At 72.1% G+C, this 20,343-nt stretch carries 23 protein-coding genes and 1 riboswitch; of the genes, 7 read left to right on the top strand and 16 right to left on the bottom strand.

Going from position 1 to position 20,343, the window contains the following annotated elements; translation table 11 throughout:
- Positions 1 to 49: 49 nt before the first annotated feature.
- The 12 genes from HNR00_RS03460 to HNR00_RS03405 form a co-directional block, all read right to left on the bottom strand.
- Positions 50 to 1,354, bottom strand: a complete 1,305-nt coding sequence (locus tag HNR00_RS03460; RefSeq protein WP_183564933.1) for a DNA-packaging protein — start codon at positions 1,352 to 1,354, stop codon at positions 50 to 52.
- Positions 1,278 to 1,673 (bottom strand): hypothetical protein, encoded by a 396-nt coding sequence (locus HNR00_RS03455; protein ID WP_183564930.1) that lies wholly within the window; start codon positions 1,671 to 1,673, stop codon positions 1,278 to 1,280. Before HNR00_RS03455 ends, HNR00_RS03460 begins: the two co-directional genes overlap by 77 nt.
- 278 nt (positions 1,674 to 1,951) lie before the next feature.
- Entirely contained in the window at positions 1,952 to 2,725 is a 774-nt protein-coding gene (cobJ, locus tag HNR00_RS03450) for a precorrin-3B C(17)-methyltransferase (protein WP_183564927.1), read from the bottom strand.
- Positions 2,722 to 3,516: a precorrin-2 C(20)-methyltransferase gene (locus HNR00_RS03445; RefSeq protein WP_183564924.1), complete on the bottom strand. Its 795-nt coding sequence runs from the start codon at positions 3,514 to 3,516 to the stop codon at positions 2,722 to 2,724. Before HNR00_RS03445 ends, cobJ begins: the two co-directional genes overlap by 4 nt.
- Positions 3,516 to 4,148 (bottom strand): precorrin-8X methylmutase, encoded by a 633-nt coding sequence (locus HNR00_RS03440; RefSeq protein ID WP_183564921.1) that lies wholly within the window; start codon positions 4,146 to 4,148, stop codon positions 3,516 to 3,518. The genes HNR00_RS03445 and HNR00_RS03440 overlap by 1 nt, the downstream gene beginning before the upstream one ends.
- Positions 4,145 to 5,428: a precorrin-3B synthase gene (cobG, locus tag HNR00_RS03435; protein ID WP_183564918.1), complete on the bottom strand. Its 1,284-nt coding sequence runs from the start codon at positions 5,426 to 5,428 to the stop codon at positions 4,145 to 4,147. Before cobG ends, HNR00_RS03440 begins: the two co-directional genes overlap by 4 nt.
- Positions 5,425 to 8,940 (bottom strand): cobaltochelatase subunit CobN, encoded by a 3,516-nt coding sequence (cobN, locus tag HNR00_RS03430; protein ID WP_183564915.1) that lies wholly within the window; start codon positions 8,938 to 8,940, stop codon positions 5,425 to 5,427. Before cobN ends, cobG begins: the two co-directional genes overlap by 4 nt.
- A 13-nt stretch (positions 8,941 to 8,953) precedes the next feature.
- A complete protein-coding gene (locus tag HNR00_RS03425; RefSeq protein WP_183564912.1) occupies positions 8,954 to 9,835 on the bottom strand; it encodes a DUF4349 domain-containing protein in 882 nt (293 codons plus the stop codon).
- 41 nt (positions 9,836 to 9,876) lie between these two features.
- Complete coding sequence (gene cobW / locus HNR00_RS03420; protein WP_183564909.1) at positions 9,877 to 10,911, bottom strand: cobalamin biosynthesis protein CobW; 1,035 nt, start codon at positions 10,909 to 10,911, stop codon at positions 9,877 to 9,879.
- Between the two features lie 4 nt (positions 10,912 to 10,915).
- Positions 10,916 to 11,320 (bottom strand): DUF1636 family protein, encoded by a 405-nt coding sequence (locus tag HNR00_RS03415; protein ID WP_183564906.1) that lies wholly within the window; start codon positions 11,318 to 11,320, stop codon positions 10,916 to 10,918.
- Positions 11,313 to 12,071 (bottom strand): CbtA family protein, encoded by a 759-nt coding sequence (locus HNR00_RS03410; protein ID WP_183564903.1) that lies wholly within the window; start codon positions 12,069 to 12,071, stop codon positions 11,313 to 11,315. The genes HNR00_RS03415 and HNR00_RS03410 overlap by 8 nt, the downstream gene beginning before the upstream one ends.
- Positions 12,072 to 12,099: 28 nt before the next feature.
- Positions 12,100 to 12,276: a CbtB domain-containing protein gene (locus HNR00_RS03405; protein WP_183564901.1), complete on the bottom strand. Its 177-nt coding sequence runs from the start codon at positions 12,274 to 12,276 to the stop codon at positions 12,100 to 12,102.
- 41 nt (positions 12,277 to 12,317) lie between these two features.
- A riboswitch (cobalamin riboswitch) is annotated at positions 12,318 to 12,545 on the bottom strand.
- A gap of 91 nt (positions 12,546 to 12,636) precedes the next feature.
- Between HNR00_RS03405 and cobU the strand changes: the two genes are divergently transcribed.
- The 4 genes from cobU to HNR00_RS03385 all read left to right on the top strand — a co-directional run bounded on the left by cobU (position 12,637) and on the right by HNR00_RS03385 (position 15,422).
- Positions 12,637 to 13,158 carry a bifunctional adenosylcobinamide kinase/adenosylcobinamide-phosphate guanylyltransferase gene (gene cobU, locus HNR00_RS03400; protein ID WP_183565470.1) on the top strand — a complete coding sequence of 174 codons (522 nt, stop codon included), beginning with the start codon at positions 12,637 to 12,639 and terminating at the stop codon, positions 13,156 to 13,158.
- Positions 13,159 to 13,166: 8 nt separating this feature from the next.
- Positions 13,167 to 13,766: a cob(I)yrinic acid a,c-diamide adenosyltransferase gene (gene cobO, locus HNR00_RS03395; protein WP_183564898.1), complete on the top strand. Its 600-nt coding sequence runs from the start codon at positions 13,167 to 13,169 to the stop codon at positions 13,764 to 13,766.
- 98 nt (positions 13,767 to 13,864) lie between these two features.
- Positions 13,865 to 14,203, top strand: coding sequence for a helix-turn-helix domain-containing protein (locus HNR00_RS03390; RefSeq protein WP_183564896.1), 339 nt, complete (start codon positions 13,865 to 13,867; stop codon positions 14,201 to 14,203).
- Positions 14,190 to 15,422, top strand: coding sequence for a type II toxin-antitoxin system HipA family toxin (locus HNR00_RS03385; RefSeq protein ID WP_183564893.1), 1,233 nt, complete (start codon positions 14,190 to 14,192; stop codon positions 15,420 to 15,422). The genes HNR00_RS03390 and HNR00_RS03385 overlap by 14 nt, the downstream gene beginning before the upstream one ends.
- 69 nt (positions 15,423 to 15,491) lie before the next feature.
- Here the strand turns inward: HNR00_RS03385 and fae are convergent, their stop codons facing one another.
- The gene (gene fae, locus HNR00_RS03380) at positions 15,492 to 16,031 is read right to left on the bottom strand and encodes a formaldehyde-activating enzyme (RefSeq protein ID WP_183564890.1); all 540 of its coding nucleotides are present in this window, start codon (positions 16,029 to 16,031) and stop codon (positions 15,492 to 15,494) included.
- A gap of 181 nt (positions 16,032 to 16,212) precedes the next feature.
- Here fae and HNR00_RS03375 point away from each other — a divergent pair, with 181 nt between their 5' ends.
- The gene (locus HNR00_RS03375; RefSeq protein WP_183564887.1) at positions 16,213 to 16,446 is read left to right on the top strand and encodes a hypothetical protein; all 234 of its coding nucleotides are present in this window, start codon (positions 16,213 to 16,215) and stop codon (positions 16,444 to 16,446) included.
- 4 nt (positions 16,447 to 16,450) lie between these two features.
- Here HNR00_RS03375 and HNR00_RS03370 read toward each other — a convergent pair whose 3' ends face one another.
- Positions 16,451 to 16,897, bottom strand: a complete 447-nt coding sequence (locus HNR00_RS03370; protein ID WP_183564884.1) for a hypothetical protein — start codon at positions 16,895 to 16,897, stop codon at positions 16,451 to 16,453.
- A 448-nt stretch (positions 16,898 to 17,345) separates the two neighbouring features.
- Between HNR00_RS03370 and HNR00_RS03365 the strand changes: the two genes are divergently transcribed.
- Both HNR00_RS03365 and HNR00_RS03360 read left to right on the top strand, forming a co-directional pair.
- Positions 17,346 to 18,311, top strand: coding sequence for a sulfurtransferase (locus tag HNR00_RS03365; protein ID WP_376770348.1), 966 nt, complete (start codon positions 17,346 to 17,348; stop codon positions 18,309 to 18,311).
- 124 nt (positions 18,312 to 18,435) lie between these two features.
- Positions 18,436 to 19,617 (top strand): YeeE/YedE family protein, encoded by a 1,182-nt coding sequence (locus HNR00_RS03360; RefSeq protein ID WP_183565464.1) that lies wholly within the window; start codon positions 18,436 to 18,438, stop codon positions 19,615 to 19,617.
- 15 nt (positions 19,618 to 19,632) lie between these two features.
- On the opposite strand, the gene HNR00_RS03355 is transcribed toward HNR00_RS03360, so the two are convergent.
- Both HNR00_RS03355 and HNR00_RS03350 read right to left on the bottom strand, forming a co-directional pair.
- Positions 19,633 to 20,061 (bottom strand): type II toxin-antitoxin system VapC family toxin, encoded by a 429-nt coding sequence (locus tag HNR00_RS03355; protein ID WP_183564881.1) that lies wholly within the window; start codon positions 20,059 to 20,061, stop codon positions 19,633 to 19,635.
- 3 nt (positions 20,062 to 20,064) lie between these two features.
- Positions 20,065 to 20,286, bottom strand: coding sequence for a hypothetical protein (locus tag HNR00_RS03350; RefSeq protein ID WP_183564877.1), 222 nt, complete (start codon positions 20,284 to 20,286; stop codon positions 20,065 to 20,067).
- Positions 20,287 to 20,343: the final 57 nt, after the last annotated feature.

Below are 20,343 nucleotides of genomic sequence, written 5' to 3'. Positions count from 1 at the left end.
GGGCAGCGAATGTTTCACGTGAAATTAACCATGGCGGCCAGAACCGCGGTTACAGGCGGCGCACTCGCGGTTCGAAGGTCGGCGCCAGCATCAGGTGCGTGAGCGCCCAGACCAGCGCGTCGAGCCGATCCGGCGAGCCTCCGCCGGACAGGCCGCCGGCACCGAAATCGCACATCTCGTCTTCGAGCGCGGGCAACGGCCCGACATGGCGGACGCGGCCCTGCGCGTAGAGCAGCGACACCGGCTCGGCCCGGATCATCTTTCCGCGGGTGGCGCGCACCGGCAGCACCGGCACGTTGGCGTCCGCCTCGGCCAGGACGGCGGTGACCATCTCGCCGCCCTGGTTGACCTCCGCCACCAGGGCGTCGGCCTCCAGCCGGTGATAGAGCGCCAAAGCCGCCCGCGCCCAGGCGGCGGGGCTTGCGCGTTCCAGGGTCGCGTCGGCCAGCACGTAGGCGGTGCCGTCGGCCGCCAACCCGGCCGCGACGATCCCGCAGGCATCGGCCCCGGCCCGCGACGAGGCCGGCGGATCGACCGCGACCGCGATCCGTTGCAGCACGGGCGCTGCTGCAACGCGGGCGCGCTCGATCCCCTCGCGGGTCCAGAGCGCATCCGGCCGATCCTCGATCAGCTCGCCGTCGAGTTCCTGCCGCCCGAGCCTTGTGCCGGCATAGCGGCCGACCACCTCCTCCAGGAAGGCCGGCGCGAGGTTCTCCGCGTTGTCGGCGGTGCGCGAGCGCGTCACCGCCGTGCGCGGATCGGACAGGAGCCGCCGGACCAGGGGCACCGGCCGCGGCGTCGTCGTGACGAGACCGCGGGGGCGCCGGCCCAGCCGCAGCCCGAATTGGATCATGTCGTAGGCGGCTTCCGCCTCACGCCACTTGGCGACCTCGTCGGACCACGCGGCCCCGAACTGCGGCCCGCGCAGGGAATCCGGTTCCTCCGCGGAGAAGGCGAGGGCCACCGCTCCGTTGTCGAACACCAGCCGCCGCCGCGACGGCTGCCACGAGGGCGGCACGTGACCGAGCGAGGGCAGGCCGAGCAGGCCGGACGGCCCCTCGATCATCACGTCGCGCACGTCGGCAAAGGTCTCGCCGATCAGCGCGATGCGCCCCACGGCGGCGTCGGTGAAGACCGGATCGCAGTGCGCCAGCCCCCGCACCCACTCGGCACCGGTGCGGGTCTTTCCGGAGCCGCGCCCGCCGATCACCGCCCAGGTGGTCCAATCGCCCGGCGGGGGAAGCTGGTCGTTGCGGGCGCAGTGGAGCCAATCGCCCTCAAGCGCCTTCAGATACGTCGGTGGCAAAGTGGCCAGGAACGTCGTCGTCCGGTTCCGCAGCCTCGAACGCCGCATAGCGGCGCGCGATGTCCGCGCGGATCGCCACGAGGTCGAGGAGAGGACCGCCCGCTCCATGACCGGTCGCCTCCTCCATCCGCAATTCGTCGAGCAGGGTCTTGAGCCCGCGCAGGTCCCGCAGCACCTTGGCCGAGTCGAACCCCGTCGGCGTCACCTCGGCATCGAGGGCGGCATCGAACCGGTCGATCTGGCGTTCCACATGGGACAGAAACCGCGCCCGCAGCCGCTTGGCGGTCGGAGCCGGTTTCTTTCGTGGCTTGGGGCTGGGAGGCGGCTCGGCCGCGGGCTCATGTTGCGGTTCGGAGCGTCGCGACATCGCGGGGTCTCCATCCACACTTCTTGAGCGTGGGATATCTCTAGCTCAGGAGCGTCGCGCTGTCAACGCTAAAATTCCTATCGAAGGGAAATATGCCCGAGGCTGTGGTCGTTCGTCCAACCCTCACCCTCATCCTTGAGGTGCCGCGTCGGCGGCCTCGAAGGAGGGTTCCAGCGGATCGAGCGCGACCTGGGGCCCTCCTTCGGGGCTTCGCTACGCTTCGCACCTCTGGATGAGGGGTTTTGATTGGAATCAGGACGGATCGAACGGGCCGAAGGTCAGGCCCCGGCCACGCTGCGCGGCGTGTAGACGAACGGCACCCCACCCTCCCGCTCGATCAGCCGCGTCGTCGAAGTCCCAATCAAAATCATCGTCGCCATGTCGGCGGGCGCGGTGCGGGCTTCCGCCAGCGTCAGGACGCGCACCGATTCGTCGGGCCGGGTCACGGCGCGGGCGAAGATGACCGGGGTGGTGGCGGGCAGGATCTCGGCGGCGAGCGCCAATGCGCGCCCGAGCTGCCACGGCCGCGCGGACGAAATCGGGTTGTAGAGGGCGACCGCGAAGCCGGCGCGAAACACCGCCTCCAGCCGCGCGGTCACGACCTCCCAGGGTTTGAGGTTGTCCGAGAGCGAGAGCGCGCAGAAATCGCCCCCGAGCGGCGCGCCGAGCCGGGCGGCGGCGGCGAGCATGGCGGTGATGCCGGGCTCGACCCGGATGTCGAGGGCGCGCCACTCAAGCGGACCGTGTTCGACGGCCTCGAAGAGAGCCGCCGCCATGGCGAACACGCCGGGATCGCCCCCCGACACCACCGCGACGTGCCGGCCGGACATCGCGAGTTCGAGGGCGTGGCGGGCGCGGTCGAGCTCGACCCGGTTGTCGGTGGAATGGCGGACCAGCCCGTCGCGCTCGGGCACGCGGGCGACGTAGGGGTGGTAGCCGATCAGGTCCTGCGCGGCGTCCAACGCGGCGCGGGCGGATTCGGTCAGCAGGCGCGGGTCGCCGGGGCCGAGGCCGACGACCGTGACGCTTCCCCCGGAATCTGTCCGATTCACGGCCGGCGGCCTTCGCCGGGCACCAGCACCATCGAGAAATAGGGGGCGGAATCGTCGGGCTTCTGCGCCAGCGGGATCACCCGCTCGCCCGCCATGGTGCCGCGCTCGACATAGACTGCGCGGTCGAGAAAGCCGGTCTCGGCGAGCACGCCGCGTACCTTCGGCAGGTGGCGGCCGAGCTTCATGATGACGGCGGCATCCGTGCCCTTCAGGCGCTCGACGAGGGCCGCCCGCGGCAGGGTCGCGGGCAGGATGGTGAGCACGTCGTCGCCCCAGGTGATCGGCGTGCCGGCGCGCGTCCAGCAGCCCGACATGCCGGTGACGCCGGGGATCACCTCGACGGGGAAGCGGTCCTTCAGCCGCCGCCACAGATGCATGAACGAGCCGTAGAAGAACGGATCGCCCTCCGACAGGATCGCGACATCCCGGCCGGCGCCGAGATGGTCGGCGAGCCGGTCGGAGGCCTCGTCGTAGAAGCCCGCGAGTGCGGCAACGTAGTCCGGGTGATCGGGCGGCAGCTCGGTGGTGTAGGGATAAGCCAGCGGAAACTCGCGGGCGGGGTCGCGCATCACCGCGTCGGCGATGGTGCGGGCATTGCCGCGCTTGCCCCGCTTGCAGAAATGGACGAGCACTGGCGCCCGCTCCAACACGCGCATCGCCTTGACGGTGAGGTAATCGGGATCGCCCGGCCCCATGCCGACGCCGTAGAGCGTGCCGGTTTTTTGGCTGACGACGGCCTCGCCCGCGCCGTCCGGGTCGGCCGGGGCGTCCACGCGCACGCTGCCCTCCATCACTCGACCTCGTTGGCGAGCGCGTTGACCGCCGCCGCCGTCATGGCGCTGCCGCCGCGGCGGCCATGGACCACGACGAAGGGCACCCGCCCGTCCCGCGCCAGCGCTTCCTTGGATTCCGCCGCGCCGACGAAGCCTACGGGAATGCCGATGACGGCCGCGGGCGGCGCGACGCCCTCGTCCAAGAGTTCGAGCAGGCGAAACAGGGCGGTCGGCGCGTTGCCGACGGCCACCACGCTGCCGGGCAGATGCTCGCGCCACAATTCCATCGCGGCGGCCGAACGGGTGGTGCCGAGTTTTTCCGCCAAGCCCGGCACGCGGGGATCGCCCAGCGTGCAGACGACTTCGTTCTTGGCCGGCAGCCGCGTGCGGGTGACGCCGTCGGCGACCATGCGGACATCGCACAGGATCGGCGCGCCGGCCTTCAGCGCCGCCTCGCCGGCCTCGGCGAAGTTTTCGGACATCTCGACGTCCTTGGGCAGGTCGGTCATGCCGCAGGCGTGGATCATCCGCACGACGACGCGCTCGGCCGCGCCCGACCAGCGCGCGAGGTCGGATTCGGCGCGGATCATCGCGAAGGAGCGGGCGTAGATCGCGCCGCCGTCGCGGATGTAGTCGTGCCGGGCACTCATCTCAGGTCGTTTCCAAAAACCGAATCCAGCGCCGGGCGACCGGCCGCGGCGGCCTTCCTTATCCGGTCCAGCGCCGCCTCGAAAGCGAGACGCGTGGCCGGCTCACCGCCGGGCTCGCCGCGAGGGACCACATCGTAGGCGCCCTCGCGGGCCACCAGCGTCAGGTCGGCGGGGCCCGGATGGGCGCAGCCCTTGTGGCAGCCCGAGACATGCGCGGTCACGAGGCCGGCGAGCGGCGCCAGCGCCTCGGCCAGCCGGGCGGCGTGGTCCGGCACCGGCGTGGTGCCGGAGCGGCAGGCCGGCGCGCCGGGGCAGGCGAAGACCGCGCGGCGGGGATCGTCGGGGCTGACGATGAAGCCGGCCTCGGACAGCGCCGCCTGGAGGGCGACGGTGTCGCCCGCGGGCGCAACGAGGGCGAGGCCGCGTTCCGGGCTGAGGCGCGCGCCCTCCGGCCCGGCCAGCGCCGCGACCCGCTCCAGCCGATCCGCGGTGCAGCGCCCGAACGGCGCCTGGACCAGAATCGCGGCGCGGCCCTCGGGCAGGGGCGAGAGCCCCGGCGCGGCGGGTGACGGCGCGGGGGCGAGCGGCGTCGGTGCGAGCGGATGGAAGCCGGCCGCTGCCGCGACGAGGGCGCGCTCGGACGGATCGAGGTCGCGCATCCGGCGCTTGCCCGTTCCGGCGAAGGCCGCGAGCGCGAGGCCGAGCGCCCCGGCGGCGCCGAGTTCCGGCAGCAGGCCGCAGCGCAGAGGCCCGTCCGCCGTTGCGAGACCGAAGGCGACCTGGGCCCGGCCCGTGGCGAACAGGAAAAAATCGGCCTCGACGGGCCCGAGGCCGAAGGCGCCGCCGCCGTCGACCGCCACAAGCGTCTTGGGCGGCAACCCCGGCACGGCGAGGCCCGCCGCCTCGACCGCACGGGCGAGCGCCGGCACGTCGATGTTCTCACTTTCGAGACCGGCGAGCGGCGCAGTCAGCGTCAGGCGCTGCGGGCCGCCGTCGTCGCGGGTGTCGCCGAGGCCGGCTTGCGCCAGCGCGCAGGCGAGGCGCGGGGCGCTGGCCTCGCTGACGCCGCGGATCTGGAGGTTGCCGCGGGCCGTCACGTCGATATGGCCGTTGCCGTGGGTCCGCGCGCCCTCGGCCACCGCCCGCATCTGGTCGGGGGTGAGGCGCCCGAGCGGCGGGTGGACGCGGGCGAGCAGGCCGTCGCCGGTCGGCATCGGCCGGGCGAGCGACGGGCACCAGCCGCGGCGGGCGCCCTCGGGCAGCGGGCGGCGGGCGCTCATTCGGCGGCCATCAGTTCGTCGGCCGGCGCCGCGTTGCGGCGGCTGTGCCAGAGGTTGCGGGCGCGCAAATCCTCGAAGCGTTCGAGGATGGCGCGGGTCGCCTCGGGGTTGGCGGCGCGCAGGGCTTCGAAGGTCTCAGAATCGGCGATCCAGGCGCCGTAGAGCCGGTCGAGGTCGGCGCTCGCGACCGCGTCGGTCGCCGCGGCGAGCACGAACACGGCGTCGATCCCTTGGGCGAATTCCTGGGCGCCGCGATAGCCGTGGCGGAGCTGCGCCGCGATCCAGCGCGGGTTGCCGAGCCGGCCCCGGATCAGCCGGGCCACGTCCTCGCGGGCGGTGCGGGTGCGCGGCGCCTCGGGGTTCGAGACGTCGAGGCTGTAGAGGGCGGGCGTATGTCCGTCGGCGGCGGCCGCGGCAAAAAAACCGCCCATGGCGTCGGCGGCGGCGTCCCCGTCCAGAAGGTCGCGCTCGGCCACGTCGAAGGCGTGGACGTAGGCGTCCGCCGCCGCGACGCGGGCGGCGAAGTTCGCGTCTTCGCCTTCCGCATCGCCGTAGGCATGGGTGGTGGTGGCGAGATAGGCCGCGCCGAGATCGGCCCGCGCTTCCCAGGCCCCGTCGAGCGCCTGCTCGGCCGCGCCCGCGCCGTAGCGGCCCGGCGCCGCGCCGTAGATGCGGGCGGCGGATTCGCCCCGGCGGCGGGCGGCGGCCAGCGGATTGTCCTCGTCCTCCTCCTCGCGGGCGGCCACCGCGCGGGCGGCGCGGTCGAGGAGCGCCAGGGTTTCGGGAAACGTGTCGCGGAACGCGCCGGAGACGCGGCAGGTCACGTCGATGCGCGGCCGGTCGAGCAGGGCCAGCGGCAGCACCTCGAAGCCGGTGACGCGGGTCGAGGCGTGGTCCCAGACCGGGCGGACGCCCATCAGGCTGAGGGCGTGCGCCACGTCCTCGCCGCCGGTGCGCAGCGTCGGCGAGGCCCAGAGATCCATGACGATGCGGGCGGGATACTCGCCCTCGTCCTGCAGGTAGCGGCGCACCACGGCGTCGGCCGCCTTGGCGCCGAGCATCGTCGCCGCGCGGGTCGGCAGCGCGCGGGGATCCAGCGTCGTGAGGTTGCGCCCCGTCGGTAGCACGTCGGCGCGCCCGCGCGAGGGGGAGCCGGCGGGGCCCGGCGCGACGAAGCGGCCGTCGAGCGCCGCGACAAGCGCCGCGCGCTCGGCTTCGGCCGAGGCCCGCACCGCTTCGGAGGCGTCTTCGGCCGCGCGGCCGAACACGTGCAGGCCGTCGCGCATCGGCGTCTCGCCGAGGTCGCACAGATGCGCGTCGAGTGCGGTCAGGGCGTCGGCCATCGGCGTGTCGGCCGCGATGCCCGCGCCCGCGAGCAACCCGGCGGAGGCGGCCTCGTCGAGGATCGCGCTGGCGATCAGGCCCGCGCGACGCGGATCGAGGACGCTCGCGGCCGAATATTCTTCGACCAGTTCGCGGAGCGCCGCGGCCTCCGGCGTCAGCCCGGCGGCCTCGACGGTGGGGGTGAGATGCCCGAGCGCGACGCCACCGAGGCGGCGCTTCAAGGGGGCGGCCTCGCCCGGATCGTCGACGATGAAGGGATAGACCACGGGCAGCGCGCCGACGCTCAGCGCCGGCCAGCAGGTCGGAGACAGCGCGACCGCCTTGCCCGGCAGCCACTCGGTGGTGCCGTGGGTGCCGAGATGGATCAGCGCGTCGAAATTTTTGCGCAGGCCGAGGTAGAAGGCGAGATAGGCGTGCGTCGGCGGCTCGTCGGGATCGTGGTAGCCGGCCTTGCGGTCGGCCGCGCGGCCGCGGTCGGGTTGAAGGAAGAGGGCCAAGCCGCCGTCTCGGCGCGACCTGTCACGCGCATCCCCTCTCCCCGCGTGCGGGGAGAGGGCTTCGGCGACCTTGTCGTCGCCGAAGCGAGGCGGCAGCCGATGGTGAGGGGGCCTCGGCGGGGAAGCCACTTTCGTCGAAGGCCCCTCACCCCCGCTACCGCTTGTCGCGACGACGACAAGGTCGCCGCGACCCTCTCCCCGCGTGCGGGGAGAGGGGGTGGCAAGGGCAGCCGCGCGCGACATCCGGAACCGGAATGCACCGTCGCGGCAATGCGGATCGGCCTCCGGCGCGCCCCAGCGCTCGGTCAGTTCCGCCTGCCGTTCCTCCGGCAACCCCGAGAACCACGCCGCGTATTCGGCGAGCGGCACGCAAAAACCCGCCTCGCCCTCGGTCAGGGCCGTCATCAGCGCCCCGGCCTCCGGCAGGTCACCCACCGAGAATCCCGCCGCCGCGAGATCGGCCGCGATGGCGCGTGCGCTCTCCGGCGTGTCGAGGCCGACCGCGTAGCCAACCCGTCCCCCGCGCGCAGGATAATCGGACAGCACCATTGCGAGCCGCCGCTCGGCTCGCGGCGTGCGGCGCAAAAAAATCCAGGCGGCGGCGCGGTCGGCGAGCGCGGCGATCCCGGCCGCGTCCGGCACGGCACGGCGCTCGGAAAACCCCTCGACCGCCTCTCCCTCCTCCTTGAACGACACCGGGAAACCCGAGAGCCGCCCGTCGAACTCCGGCAGCGCCACCTGCATGGCGAGGTCGGAGGCGTTCATACCGCGGCCCGAGGCGGCCCAGGCGGCGCGCGGGGCGCCGACCGTGTAGGCCTGGAGCACCGGGCAATCGGCGGCGTCGAGGACGAAGCCGGCATCGTCGCGGGCCGAGAAGGCGGTGGCCGCGAGCACGATGTCGGGCCGGCAGGCGGCGAGCGCTTCGCGCAGGACGGCGACCGCCCCCGGGTCCTTGAGGCTCGACACGGCAAGCGTCAGGCAGCCGATCCCGCGCTCGCGCAAGGCTGCGGCAAGTTGGAGGGCCGGGGCGGTCTCGCCCGAGAGCACGGCGGAGCGGTAGACGAGGAGCAGCGCCAGCGGCCCCGGCCCGGCGGCCGCCACGGCCCGCTCGACCGGGACCGGTCCGCAGCCCGCGCACCACGCGAAACCCCGCGGCAACGCGAGCGGCGGCTCGGGCGCCAGCGCATGGCCGGCCTCCACGGCGAGGCGGCGCAGCAGATTCTTGAGATTGTCCGGCCCGCCCGCGCGGAAATACGCGTCGAGGGTGGCGCAGGTCTCCGGCGGCAGGGTCGAGAACGCGTCGAGGCGCGAATCGGGCCTGTCGTCGCCGGGCAGCACCGCGAGGCGCACCCCGTGGGCGCGGGCGGCGGCGCTCGCGCGCTCGATGCCGTAGCGCCAGTAATCGAGCCCGCCGAGGCAGCGGATGACGCAGACCTTCGCCCGCGCGATCACGGCCTCGACGTAGAGATCGACCGACATCGGATGGCGCAGCTGCGCCATCTTGGCGAGCCGCAGCGACGGCAGGGCGGGCTCCGAGGCATGGGCCCGCGCGATCGCCGCGAGATCCGTATCGGTGAACGACAAGAAAACGATCTCGCCGGGGGTCTGGCCGAGATCGATCGCCGCCTCGCCCTCGTCGAGGGAAACCGTGTCGATGCGGATCAGGTGCATGGCGCGCGCACCCTCACGGCTCGATGCGCAGGCGGGCCGGGCGCCGCCGCCGGCGCCGGAAGCGCCAGACCAAGCGCAGGAGCAGCAGAGCCACGAGGGCGACCGGCAGCCAGGGCAAGCTGGCAACGGCGAAGCGCAGGGCCGAGGCCGCGCTCTCGCCGAGGATCGGGCCGCTGCGCGCCCACACCGCCTGCACCGGCGCCAAGGCGCCGGCCTGCGCCCGCGTGGCGCGGTAATTGACCGTGACGATCTCGGTGTCCACGCGCTCGTCGAGGCCGCGGCGCTCGCCGTCCACCTCCTCGATCTGGCTCTGGACCTGCGCCAGTTCGCTCGCGATCTTGATGAGGTCTTCGGCGCGGTTGTCGGATTTCTCTGACAGGGCCGTGAGGCGGGTGCGGTAATCGTTGAGCTGGGCGAGGCGCCGCACGGTGTCGGCGAGCGCCCGGGTCAGGTCCTCGGCGCGGGTCGCCTGATCCTGCAACACGACCTCGTCCGCACTCTCCCCCGGCAACGGCGCGGTGGCGGCGGCGACGAAGGCGGCGACCGAGGCGTGGGCTAAGCGTACCTGCACCATCGCCTGCGGCTGGCTCGTGCCGCTGCCGCCGCGGATCGAGGATTGCAGCAGCGTGCAGGTCAGGGCCGCATCGGTGAGGCAGCGGTCGCGCGCCGCCGCGAAATGGGGCGCGACGCGCTCGGGCGCCAGCGCGACGGTGAGGTCGTGGCGATAGGCGAGTTTGGGGCCGTTCACCTGCGCCCTGGCATCCTGCCGGGCGACCTCGGCGAAGGGTGCGGCCGGCGGAGGACCCTCCGCGCGGTTGCGCTCGGACCCGGAGCAGCCGGCCAGCAGCACGAAGGCGGGGAGCAAGGCGCAGGCGAGGCGTTGCCGGCCCATCATGGGCCTGCCTTGCCGGCGCGCCTGCAGCCCTGCGAAAAAGATCATCCCCTCAGCGCGGCGGCGACCGCGTCCTGATCGAAGCCCTTGAGACCGATGACGACGAGGCGGCCGTCGCGGGGCTCGGAAGCCCCCCACGGGCGGTCGTAATGGTGGGCGACGCGGCGGCCGACACCCTGCACCACGAGGCGCATGGGCTTTCCCTTCACTTCCGCAAAACCCTTGATGCGCAGCACGCCCTCGGTCTCCGCGGCCTTCTCGACGCGGGCGGCGAGGTCTTCCGGGCTGCCGGCGATGCCGACGGGGAGCGCGACCGATTCGAAGTCGTCGTGGTCGTGGTCCTCGCCCTCGCCGTGATGCGAGGGGCGGGCGTCGAGGTCGTCCTCGGCCGCTGCGGCGATCCCGAGCAGCACCCGCGGGTCGAGGCGGCCGTGCTCGGTCGCGACGATCTCGACGGCGCGCGGCAGATGCGCCTCGATGTCGGCGCGGACCTTGTCCTGGGCCGCCGCGTCGAGCAGGTCGGACTTGTTGAGCACCACGAGGTCGGCGCAGAGGATCTGGTCCTCGAACACCTCTTCCAGCGGGTTGTCGTGATCGACCGCTTGGTCGGCGGCGCGCTGGTTGGCGAGCGCGTCGGGGTCGTCGGCGAAGAGACCTGAGGCGACCGCCGGGCCGTCCACCACGGCGACGACGCCGTCCACCGTCACCCGCGAGCGGATCGACGGCCACTGGAACGCCTGCACCAGGGGCTTCGGGAGCGCGAGGCCGGAGGTCTCGATCAGGATGTGCTCCGGCGGCTCCGGCCGGTCGAGCAGCTTGGTCAGCGCGGGCACGAAGTCGTCGGCCACTGTGCAGCAGATGCAGCCGTTGGGCAGCTCCACCACGGAGTTCTCGTCGCAGCCCTCGACGCCGCAGGAGGCCAGGAACGAGCCGTCGAAGCCGAGATCGCCGAACTCGTTGACGATGACGGCGAGCCGCCGGCCGCGGGCCTGTTCGAGGGTGTGGCGCACCAGCGTCGTCTTGCCGGCCCCGAGGAAGCCGGTGACGATGGTGCAGGGGATTTTTTGGAGGATGGCCATGGAGTCAGGATTCCGCTCGTGTCGGAGTCAGCGGCGGGATGCGGGCGACGACGCCCTTGCGGAACGCCTCCGGGCGCTCGCGCCAGGGCACGATCCCGTCAGGGGTCTCTTGATAGCGGCGCAGGCCCGCCAGGATGGTGCGGGCGGATTCGTCCGCGCGCTCCAGCGCGTCGAAGTCGCCGTAGACGTAGGTCCAGCGTCCCACTGACGCCACCGCCACCGTGCAGGGCCGCTTGCAGACCGAGAGGCACTCGGCCCCCTCGATCCGCAGACCCGGCACCGGCTCGCGCTCGGCTTCCGCCGTCAGGGCGGCCAGCAGCCGGGCGCCGGCCCGCGGCTCGGTGGTATCGCCCGCCGCCCGGCAGGTGGTGCAGACGGAGAGGACGGTCTCGGGTGCTTCCTCAGGCATGCGCGCGGCTGCCGGCTTCGCGGCCGAACAGGCCCCAGGCCCAGCCATAGGCCAGCCCGATCAGCGCCCAGAACACGAAGCCGATGGCGAGCGAGCGCGCCACGAACTGCGCGGCGACCGCGGGCGGCACCTGCGAACTCACCGTGTCGATCGATTGCGGCGCGCCCGCGAGATGCGGGGCGACGATCAGGACGAGGCCGCCGAGGATGGTGATCGGCACCCGCCGCACGGCGATCAGGTAGAGGCCGATCCCGGTCGCCGCGACCGTCATCACCCACCACGTCTGACGCAGGACCAGCGGCGCGGCGCCCATGCCGGGCAGTTCCGGCGGCAGGCCGATGGCCGGGGCCAGCGCCACCGCGAGGAAGCCCGCGATGCCGACGGCAAGGCCGCCACGCGGGGTCGGCTCGCGGCGCAACGCCAGCATCACCGCGGCGAGCAGCAGCGCGTAGCCGACGCCGCCGATCAGCGTGGCCAGCCCGGTGAAGGCCATGCGCTGGAAGCCTTCTGCCGGCTGCCACGCGTCGGACTTTTCGCCGTCCGTGCCGGCCTCGCCGTGGCCGTGCGCGTGGGCCGGCACAATCAGCGAGGCAGGCGTGAGCGAGACGGGCGCGTGGGCATGCGAATGCCCGCCCTCGAAGGTCTCGGCCTGGAGGATCAAGGGCGAGGTCAGGGCGAGCTGGAGGCCCGTCGCGACGACGGACGCGAGGAAGCCGGCGACGAGCGCCGCCGACAACAACCGGATGATCATGGAACCGCTTTCGGGTGTCGGAAAGCGATCAGTGGCAGGGGAAGTTCTGTGCGTGGCGGAAGTCGTGCGCCGCGTTGTGCAGCACGCTCGCCGGGGCGAAGCCCGCCAGGAAGACGAGCCCGAGGCCGAGGAAGGCGGCGACGAGCAGGGCGCGAGCGCCCTCGCCGGAGCGGATGGCGGAGGTCTGAAGGGTCGCGGTCGTCATCGGGTCACGGGCTCCGGCCGCCCCACCGGCGGCGTTCGAGGACACTTTCTTGCCGGACGGCAGGTCTCCTGGCTCGCGGCTGCCGAGCACCCCATCGAACAGGTTCGATGAGAACGCTCATTCGCGCCTGCCGCCTTCCCGAGGGGTCCCGGTGGCTCTCGGCAGGAACTCGCCGCTCACAGTTGCGGGGGCAGCTGCGGTTTCGGGTCTCCCCTCACCGCATTCCCTTTTCACCCCGTCGCCGGGGCACCGTCCTTTCTCCGCTTCTAACGCGGGCGGGCCTCCCTTGCAAAGCGCCATTGCGTGATCGGGCGCGCCCGGTGCAAACCGGCGCGCATGGATGCCCGCTCTCCCGACCGGATGACGCTGGTGCTCGGCGGCGCCCGCTCGGGCAAGAGCGCCTATGCCGAGCGGCTGATCGAGGCCTGCCCAGCGCCCTGGCTGTATCTGGCCACCGCGCAGGCCTGGGACGACGAGATGCGCGCGCGCATCCACGAGCACCAGGCGCGGCGCTCCGCCGGGTGGCGGACGCTCGACGTGCCGACGGCGCTGCCGGAGGCGGTCGCGGCCTCGACCGGGCCGATTCTGGTCGATTGCCTGACGCTCTGGGTCACCAACCTGCTGCTCGCCGAGGCCGATTGCGACACGGCCACCGAGGCCCTGGCCCGCGCCTGCGCCGCCGCGCCGGGGCCGCTGGTGCTGGTGGGGAACGAGGTCGGGCTCGGCATCGTGCCGGACAACGCGCTCGCCCGCCGTTTTCGCGACGCGGCCGGGCGCCTGCACCAGCGGCTCGCGCGCGAGGCCGACCGCGTGGTCCTCACCGTCGCCGGCCTGCCGCTGACGGTGAAACCCTCTCCAGACAATCCGGGACACCGCCCATGACCTCGACAATGAGCGACGACGACCGTCACCGCGAAAAGATGGCCAAGCGCAAGGCGGTGCAGGACGCCGAGGTCGCGTCCAAAAACATCGAGAAGGGCCTGCTCATCGTCCATACCGGCCCCGGCAAGGGCAAGACGACCGCCGCGCTCGGCCTCGTGCTGCGCATGCTCGGGCGCGGCCACCGGGTCGGCGTGGTGCAGTTCATCAAGGGCGCCTGGGACACCGGCGAGGCCCGCGCGCTGAAAACTTTCGGCGACCGGATCGCGTGGCACGCTTTGGGCGAGGGCTTCACCTGGGAGACCCAGGACAAGGCCCGCGACATCGCCGCCTGCCGCAACGCCTGGGAGCAGGCCCGTGCCCTGATGGCGGACGCGAGCATCCGCCTCCTCGTCCTCGACGAGCTGAACATCGCGCTGCGCTACGACTATCTCGACCTCGACGCCGTCGTCGCCGAGTTGCAGGCGCGCCGACCGGACCTCCACGTCGTCGTCACCGGCCGCAACGCCAAGCCGGCCCTGATCGAGGCCGCCGACCTCGTCACCGAGATGGGCAGCGTGAAGCACCATTTTTCGGCGGGGGTAAAGGCGCAGGAGGGGATCGAGTTTTGACGGCGCCTCGCCATCACGATTCCCTTTCGATGAAGACCGCGACCTGAAAGGAGAAACTCTGCTTTCACATAAGGCGACCTGCATGCAATGATGCTTGCATGACGAGCGAGCGAGCGGTCCATACGCCCTTCGAGGTCTCGGATGGGCTTCGCGAGATGGGGCAGGCCATCCGGGCCGCGCGCCTGCGCCGACGCCAGCCGGCCTCCGACCTCGCCTCCCGCGTGGGCGTCTCCCTCCCGACCCTGCGCAAGCTCGAGAACGGCGATCCGACGGTCTCATGGGGCGTCTTCGCCAGGGCCGTCTGGGTTCTCGGCCTGTTTCCGGCCGTCCGCGATGCGGTCAGTCCCGAGAACGACCGCTTGGCCGCCGCCATCGAGACCGGTCGTTTGCCGAGCCGCGCGCGTCGCCCGCGCGAGGTGAACCTTGACGATCTCTGAGGTCTACATCCACGCCCGCCACGCGGACGGCGCCACGGACTTGGTCGGCCGGTATCGGCTCGTCGCTTCGGCGGCCGGGTCGTCCTACGGCGAGTTCGTCTATGTCGGGTCCTGGCGGAGGAACGATCACGGCCGGGCCTTCGCCCTCGACCCGGACCACCTGCCGCTTCAGCAAGGTCCCTTCCGAAGCACCGGCCGCGGTCGGCTTCCGGGTGTCCTGGCCGATACCACCCCGGATCGCTGGGGCCGGCGGCTCATCGAATATCGGCGGCCTCCCGGCCGTCCCCTGATGACGGCGTGCGACTGGCTGCTCGCCACCAGCGACGAGCGCGTCGGCTGCCTTGCCTTCTCCGAGACCCCGGCCTTGCCACCGCTGCGTCCGAGTTACGCGGCCGAGGCCGACCTCGACGACATCGCGGACGGATTCGAGCGCCTGGACCGGGGCGAAGCGGTCGAAGGGCTCGCGGCCCGCCTCTGGGGCGCGGGCGCGAGCATGGGCGGCGCCCGGCCGAAGGCGGTCGTGACCCACGAGGGCGCCCTGTGGATCGCCAAGTTCCAAAGGCGGGACGACACCTACGACCAGTGCGGCGCCGAGCACGCGGCCCTGCGCCTCGCCTCCCGGTGCGGGATCGACGCCGCCGAGACCAATCTGCTCACCGTCGGGCCTCGCAAGGTCGTCTTGGTGAAGCGCTTCGACCGCGATCCGGCCACGCACACGCCGACCTGCCATTACATCAGCGGATTGACCGTGCTTGGACTGGACGAGACGTCCGCCTCCGGCTCCTATCCCGATCTTGCCCTGTTCCTGCTGCGGCACGGCGCGCGGCACGTGTCCGACCGCCGCGAACTGTTTCGCCGCATGGTGTTCAACGTCCTGTGCGGCAACCGGGACGATCATCTCAAGAACCACGCCTTCCTCAGACGTGATGGCGGATGGCGCCTGTCCCCGGCCTTCGACGTGGTCCCCCAGCCGGATATGGATCCCCAGCAAGCCATCGGGGTCGGCCGGTCCGGGAGCTACCCGACGACCGGCAACTGCCTGACGCGAGCCCGGGATTTCGACCTCTCGCCGGACGATGCCCGAGCGATCGTCGCCGACCTCACCGCCCGCATGCGGCTCTGGCGGCAGGATTTTGCTGCGGACGGCGTCGATGATGCGTCGATCGGGCAGCTCGCGCGCGCCTTCTCGAAGGATCTCGACCGGCCGTCCGCGCTCTGAAGTGGCACTGCTGACGAAGTTCTGACACCAAGGACGCGGCCTGAGCCGCGCCCCGAACAGCCAAAAAAATCAATACTCGACGATGCCCTCGAGCGCGTAGTGCTTCACCGTCTTGCGGTTGGCGATCAGCTCGTCGATCGTCGGCTCGCCGCGCATCGCCCGGCCGATGGCGAGCTTCGTCGCCTCGTAGTTGGTGCGGTAGAGGTCCTTGCGGTCGAGGTCTTCGTGGCTGCCGCAGCGCTCGTCGAGCCAGATCGTGATGATCATGCACAGCTCGTCGAGGCCGTCCTTCGGCAGGATGCCCTCGATCACGCAATCGACGATGGCATCACCCGTGGCCGCCTGCACGACGCCGCCGAGGAGTTCCGCGTATTCGGCGGTGTGGATCGTGACCTTGGTGGTCATGATGGTGGAGGGGCGGACCAGCTGGTTGAGGTCGCGCACCACGAACATGCGGGTGTGGCCCTGCACTTGGCCGAGCATGCCGGCGAAGGCTTGCCCCACAGGGCCGCGGACGGAGCCGATCAGCACCTCCGGCATCGCATCGGTGTACTGCCCGTCGGCGGCGAGCACCGTCGCCTCGCCGGTGCGGAACCAGATCTCGGACATGTCGGTCGTCCCTGCTCTCTCTTGAAACATCCTGCCCCGCGGGCGGGTCGCCGCGTGAGACATCATCCCCCGCGGCAGCCGTCAATCGCGCCTTCCGCGCTCCTGCCCGGCGGGAGCCTCTGGTCTGGGCTGCGAAAACCGACCATGTGAAGGCTTTGGAACGTGAGGAGGATTCGTCCCGATGAGCGAGTCCGGCCAAGGGAGCTCATCCGCCGACAAGCGCGGCTGGAGCCTGTCCGCGACCGCGGAGGGCGAGGGCGTGCGGCTCGAACTCGGCCTGCCCGATCTCGGCGGGCGCCCCGTCACCGCGGTCCTGAGCCTGGAGCGGAGCGAGGCGCGGGCCTTCGCGCGGGCGCTGCTGGCGGCGGCGGGCGATGCGACCGAGCGGACCTTCGTCGGCCCGGCGGAGTCCTGAACGATCAGCGATACAGCCGCCGGCCCGGCAGGCGGGGCACCGGGGTGCCGCGCGGCTCGATCGGCGCGTCGCAGGCATAGACGAACTCCGCCTGGAGATCGCTGAACACGGTCTCGCCGGTGATCGTGCAATCCTCGCGCACGGTCTCGTCGAGATAGGTGCGGGCCGCCGTGCGGAAGCGGGTGGCCCGCGTCTCGGCGGGCGGGCGGCCCGCGCCGAGGCGGCCGACGTCGCAGCCGGTCACCTCGCGCAGAGCGTTCGAGACCACCAACACCCGCCGCTTCTGGCGGTTGTCGTAGATCTCGTAGGGCTCGTTGCAGCCGATGGTGACGACCTGCGGCACCTGGGCGACGTAGGTCTTGGAGATGTAGGCGAAGCCCGTGCAGCCGGACGCCGTGAGGCCGAGGCCGAGAGCGAGCGGAAGCGCGAACCACCGGACCGTCGTCGCCATCTGCCGCCTCGCGCGCCTCGTCCCCGGCCGGAGGGCAGGGCCCGCGCATTGAAACAGCTGAGCTTGTGCGGTCAAGCTGGTGCGAACAAGAGATGTCCCCACCGTGTCCCCGGCGCATCCGGCACGCGGGGCGGATCGGCGTGGCCGCCATACGGCTGAGCGCCCCGGGATAATCCTTCGTGAAAGCGCGGCCGCGGGGAGAAGCAACCTCGCCTAAGCTCTTGAACAACGGACGATTATTCCGTTGACCGGACGCCTCCCGGGCAGCGAGATTGGGGCGCGGTCCGGTCCCACCCGGCCCTCTCCGAAAAAGGTTCCCACCGGGAAGCGAAGGCTTCGGGGAGCGGCCGGGACGGCGCCGGATCTGCCCAATTCCCTGAAGCGAGACCCCGACGGGGCGGCGCAAGGCCGCTCCGAACGATCGCTGCTGCCCTTCCGGAGCTTTTTCGTGCTGCGCCCATCCGCCTTCCTGTTCGCCGCCGCCGCGGCCCTCCTCCTGCCCGCCGCTCCGGCCGCCGCGCAGGAGCCGGCCGCCAGATCCGTGAAGGAGAAAGCTGCGCAAGACAGCCCGCTCGTCTCCACCGAGTGGCTGGAAAAGAACCTCGATTCCAAAAAAGTCCGGATCGTCGAGGTCAGCGTCGAGCCGGGCGTGTTCGAGCGCGGCCATATCCCGAACGCTCAGAACGTCGCGTGGCACACCGACCTCGTCGAGACGGTGAGCCGCGACATCGCCGGCCCGGACAAGTTCACGGCGCTGGCGCGCCGCCTCGGCGTCGACCGCGACACCACAATCGTGCTCTACGGCGACAACAACAACTGGTTCGCCGCCTGGGGCGCCTGGGTGTTCGCCCAGTACGGCCTGACCGAGAACGTCAAGCTGCTCGACGGCGGGCGCAAGAAGTGGGAGGCCGAGAAGCGCCCGCTCGACACCCGCACCGCCGAAGTGCCCGTCTCGACCTTCACGGCGCAGGCGCCCTCGGGCAAGCTCCGCGCCCGCTTCGCCGACGTGCTGGCGGTGGCGAAGAAGGAGCGCGACGAGCAGATCCTCGACATCCGCTCCCCCGACGAGTTCAGCGGCAAGATCATCGCGCCCGCCGGCATCCAGGAGCTGGCGATCCGCGCCGGCCACATCCCCGGCTCGGTCAACATCCCCTGGGCCAAGGCGGTGAATCCGGACGGCACCCTGAAGTCCAAGGACGAGCTGAAGGCGCTCTACGCGGCGGCCGGCATCGACGGTGCGAGGCCGATCATCACCACCTGCCGCATCGGCGAGCGCTCCAGCCATTCGTGGTTCGTGCTGAGCCGCGTGCTGGGCTACGACGCCCGCAACTACGACGGCTCGTGGACCGAGTACGGCAACGCGGTCGGCGTGCCGGTGGTCAACCTCGCCGGCACGGTCTGGGGCGGCAAGTGAACCGGAGCAGCAAGTGACGCCTCCCGACGGCCTGGCGGAGCCGGTCGGCTTCGTCGGTTTCGCCGCCCAGCCGGCCCGGCCCCTGGCGGCGGCCGTCGTCCCGGCCCTGGCGGCGAGCCCGCCGGTGCCCGGCGCGGTCGCCCGCTTCCTGCCCGTGCGGGCGGCTCTCGCAGGCATCATCGTTGCCGGGCTCGCCGCCCTTGCGTGGCGGCTCTCGGGCGAGGCGGGCGGCACCCGGCTCGCCCTCTCCCTCGTCTTCGGCGCGCTGTTCGGCCTCGTGCTCCAGCGCAGCCGCTTCTGCTTCTACTGCCAGTGGCGCGATTTTCTCGTTCTCGGCGATCCGCGGGGCATGCTCGGCATCCTGGCCGCGCTCGCCATCGGCGTCGCCGGCTACGCGGTGGTGCTCGGCGCCTGGATGCCCGACCCGTCGGGCACGCGGCTGGCCCCGGACGCGCATATCGGGCCCGTCGGGCCGGTGCTGGTGCTGGCCGGGCTCGCCTTCGGGGCCGGCATGGCCCTGTCGGGCTCCTGCATCAGCGCCCACCTCTATCGCCTCGGCGAGGGCTCGCCGACGGCGCCGTTCGCACTTCTGGGCACGGCGCTGGGCTTCGTGCTCGGCTTCCTGACGTGGAACCCGCTCTACCTCGCCAGCCTCTCGGAGGCGCCGGTTCTGTGGCTGCCGCGCCATCTCGGCTATGCCGGCACCCTCGCCCTGTCGCTGGCGCTGCTCGCGGCGCTGGCTTGGCCGCTGCTGCGCCGCCTGCCCGCACCGGCGCCGGCCGCCCGGCCCGATCCGCTGCACGCCGTGTTCGTGGCGCGCTGGCCGGTCTGGCTCGGCGGGCTCGCGGTCGGGGCGCTCGGGACGCTGGCCTATCTCCGGGTCGGCCCGCTCGGCGTCACCGCCGAGATCGGCGGCCGCACGCGGCAGGCGGCGGGCTCGCTCGGGTGGCTGCCGGACCGGCTGGAAGGCCTCGACACCTTCCGCGGCTGCGCCACCGCCGTCCGCGACGCGGCTCTCACGCCCAACGGTCTGTTCGTCGGCGGCCTCGTGCTGGCCTCCTTCGCCGCAGCGCTGGTGGCCGGCCAGTTCCGCCCGGCCCTGCCGAATCCGGGACAGGTCGTCCGCGGCCTCACCGGCGGCCTGCTGCTCGGATGGGGCGCGATGACGGGGCTCGGCTGCAGCGTCGGCACGCTGCTGTCCGGCATCATGGCCGGCGCGGTCTCGGGCTGGGTTTTCGGAGTCGCGATGTTCGCGGGTGCTGCGGGCACGCTGTGGCTCGGGCGGCGGGCGGGGGTGCTGGCATAGAAGGGCGCTGGCACCTCAGCAGACGATCACTTCAAGGTAAGTCTCCGACGCCAAGCGGCATAGGATCGCGTCGCGGGTCACGATCGGGACCTTCCGCACGCGGGCCGTCGCGATCAGAAAGCAGTCACCAGGGTCTCTGTGCCCGGTCGCGACCGGAACCTGCGCCGCCTCGATCGCGATGGTCTGCCGGATCGGTACGATCTTGGCAGACGTCGCCCGAACGGCTGCCCGAAACCAGTCTGATACGCCACCGTTCAGTTGCGGAGGGTCCCGGTGCGGCGGCTTCTGCGCCGCGATCGACAACTCCCATGCCGTGATCGGAGACACGAAGAGCCGGCCCGCCGCCTGACTTTCACCGATGGCGAAAAGGGCTGCCTCGGTGAGCGGCTCTGCGCCTCCGACGAGCCAGTAGAGGGCATGCGTATCGAGAAGAACGCCCGTCAACGGCTACGGGTCTGTCCGCTGGCCGCGTCGTGGGGTGAACGCTTGCTCGGCGATCGGCTTCAGAAGGTCGATTCCCGTGCCGAGCTTGAGATCGCTACCCTTGAGGGCTTCGAACCCCTTCACGGTCACGAACGCCCCCGTCTGCGCGTCGCGCACGACCTTCGTCGCGGCCGGCGCCCGCTTCGCCTTCGGGTTCTGGGGTGCTGTCGAACGGGTCTTTGCCATGGGGCTCATCGTAGCAGGCCGGCGATTTGGTTTCGAGCCGTCATCGGAAAGGCACAT

Source organism: Methylorubrum rhodinum (assembly GCF_014199935.1).
In the GTDB taxonomy this organism is placed as follows: domain Bacteria; phylum Pseudomonadota; class Alphaproteobacteria; order Rhizobiales; family Beijerinckiaceae; genus Methylobacterium; species Methylobacterium rhodinum.
The sequence above is the reverse complement of the archived record's forward strand: the minus strand, read 5'-3'. Positions and strand labels throughout refer to the sequence as shown.

What these genes read in the sequence shown, in the direction of transcription:
- HNR00_RS03460 (WP_183564933.1), bottom strand. Translation starts at nt 1,354, where the DNA reads ATGCGGCGTTCGAGGCTGCGGAACCGGACGACGACGTTCCTGGCCACT.
- HNR00_RS03455 (WP_183564930.1), bottom strand. Translation starts at nt 1,673, where the DNA reads ATGTCGCGACGCTCCGAACCGCAACATGAGCCCGCGGCCGAGCCGCCT.
- HNR00_RS03445 (WP_183564924.1), bottom strand. Translation starts at nt 3,516, where the DNA reads ATGGAGGGCAGCGTGCGCGTGGACGCCCCGGCCGACCCGGACGGCGCG.
- HNR00_RS03440 (WP_183564921.1), bottom strand. Translation starts at nt 4,148, where the DNA reads ATGAGTGCCCGGCACGACTACATCCGCGACGGCGGCGCGATCTACGCC.
- cobG (WP_183564918.1), bottom strand. Translation starts at nt 5,428, where the DNA reads ATGAGCGCCCGCCGCCCGCTGCCCGAGGGCGCCCGCCGCGGCTGGTGC.
- cobN (WP_183564915.1), bottom strand. Translation starts at nt 8,940, where the DNA reads ATGCACCTGATCCGCATCGACACGGTTTCCCTCGACGAGGGCGAGGCG.
- HNR00_RS03425 (WP_183564912.1), bottom strand. Translation starts at nt 9,835, where the DNA reads ATGATGGGCCGGCAACGCCTCGCCTGCGCCTTGCTCCCCGCCTTCGTG.
- cobW (WP_183564909.1), bottom strand. Translation starts at nt 10,911, where the DNA reads ATGGCCATCCTCCAAAAAATCCCCTGCACCATCGTCACCGGCTTCCTC.
- HNR00_RS03415 (WP_183564906.1), bottom strand. Translation starts at nt 11,320, where the DNA reads ATGCCTGAGGAAGCACCCGAGACCGTCCTCTCCGTCTGCACCACCTGC.
- HNR00_RS03410 (WP_183564903.1), bottom strand. Translation starts at nt 12,071, where the DNA reads ATGATCATCCGGTTGTTGTCGGCGGCGCTCGTCGCCGGCTTCCTCGCG.
- HNR00_RS03405 (WP_183564901.1), bottom strand. Translation starts at nt 12,276, where the DNA reads ATGACGACCGCGACCCTTCAGACCTCCGCCATCCGCTCCGGCGAGGGC.
- cobU (WP_183565470.1), top strand. Translation starts at nt 12,637, where the DNA reads ATGACGCTGGTGCTCGGCGGCGCCCGCTCGGGCAAGAGCGCCTATGCC.
- cobO (WP_183564898.1), top strand. Translation starts at nt 13,167, where the DNA reads ATGAGCGACGACGACCGTCACCGCGAAAAGATGGCCAAGCGCAAGGCG.
- HNR00_RS03390 (WP_183564896.1), top strand. Translation starts at nt 13,865, where the DNA reads ATGACGAGCGAGCGAGCGGTCCATACGCCCTTCGAGGTCTCGGATGGG.
- fae (WP_183564890.1), bottom strand. Translation starts at nt 16,031, where the DNA reads ATGTCCGAGATCTGGTTCCGCACCGGCGAGGCGACGGTGCTCGCCGCC.
- HNR00_RS03375 (WP_183564887.1), top strand. Translation starts at nt 16,213, where the DNA reads ATGAGCGAGTCCGGCCAAGGGAGCTCATCCGCCGACAAGCGCGGCTGG.
- HNR00_RS03370 (WP_183564884.1), bottom strand. Translation starts at nt 16,897, where the DNA reads ATGGCGACGACGGTCCGGTGGTTCGCGCTTCCGCTCGCTCTCGGCCTC.
- HNR00_RS03350 (WP_183564877.1), bottom strand. Translation starts at nt 20,286, where the DNA reads ATGGCAAAGACCCGTTCGACAGCACCCCAGAACCCGAAGGCGAAGCGG.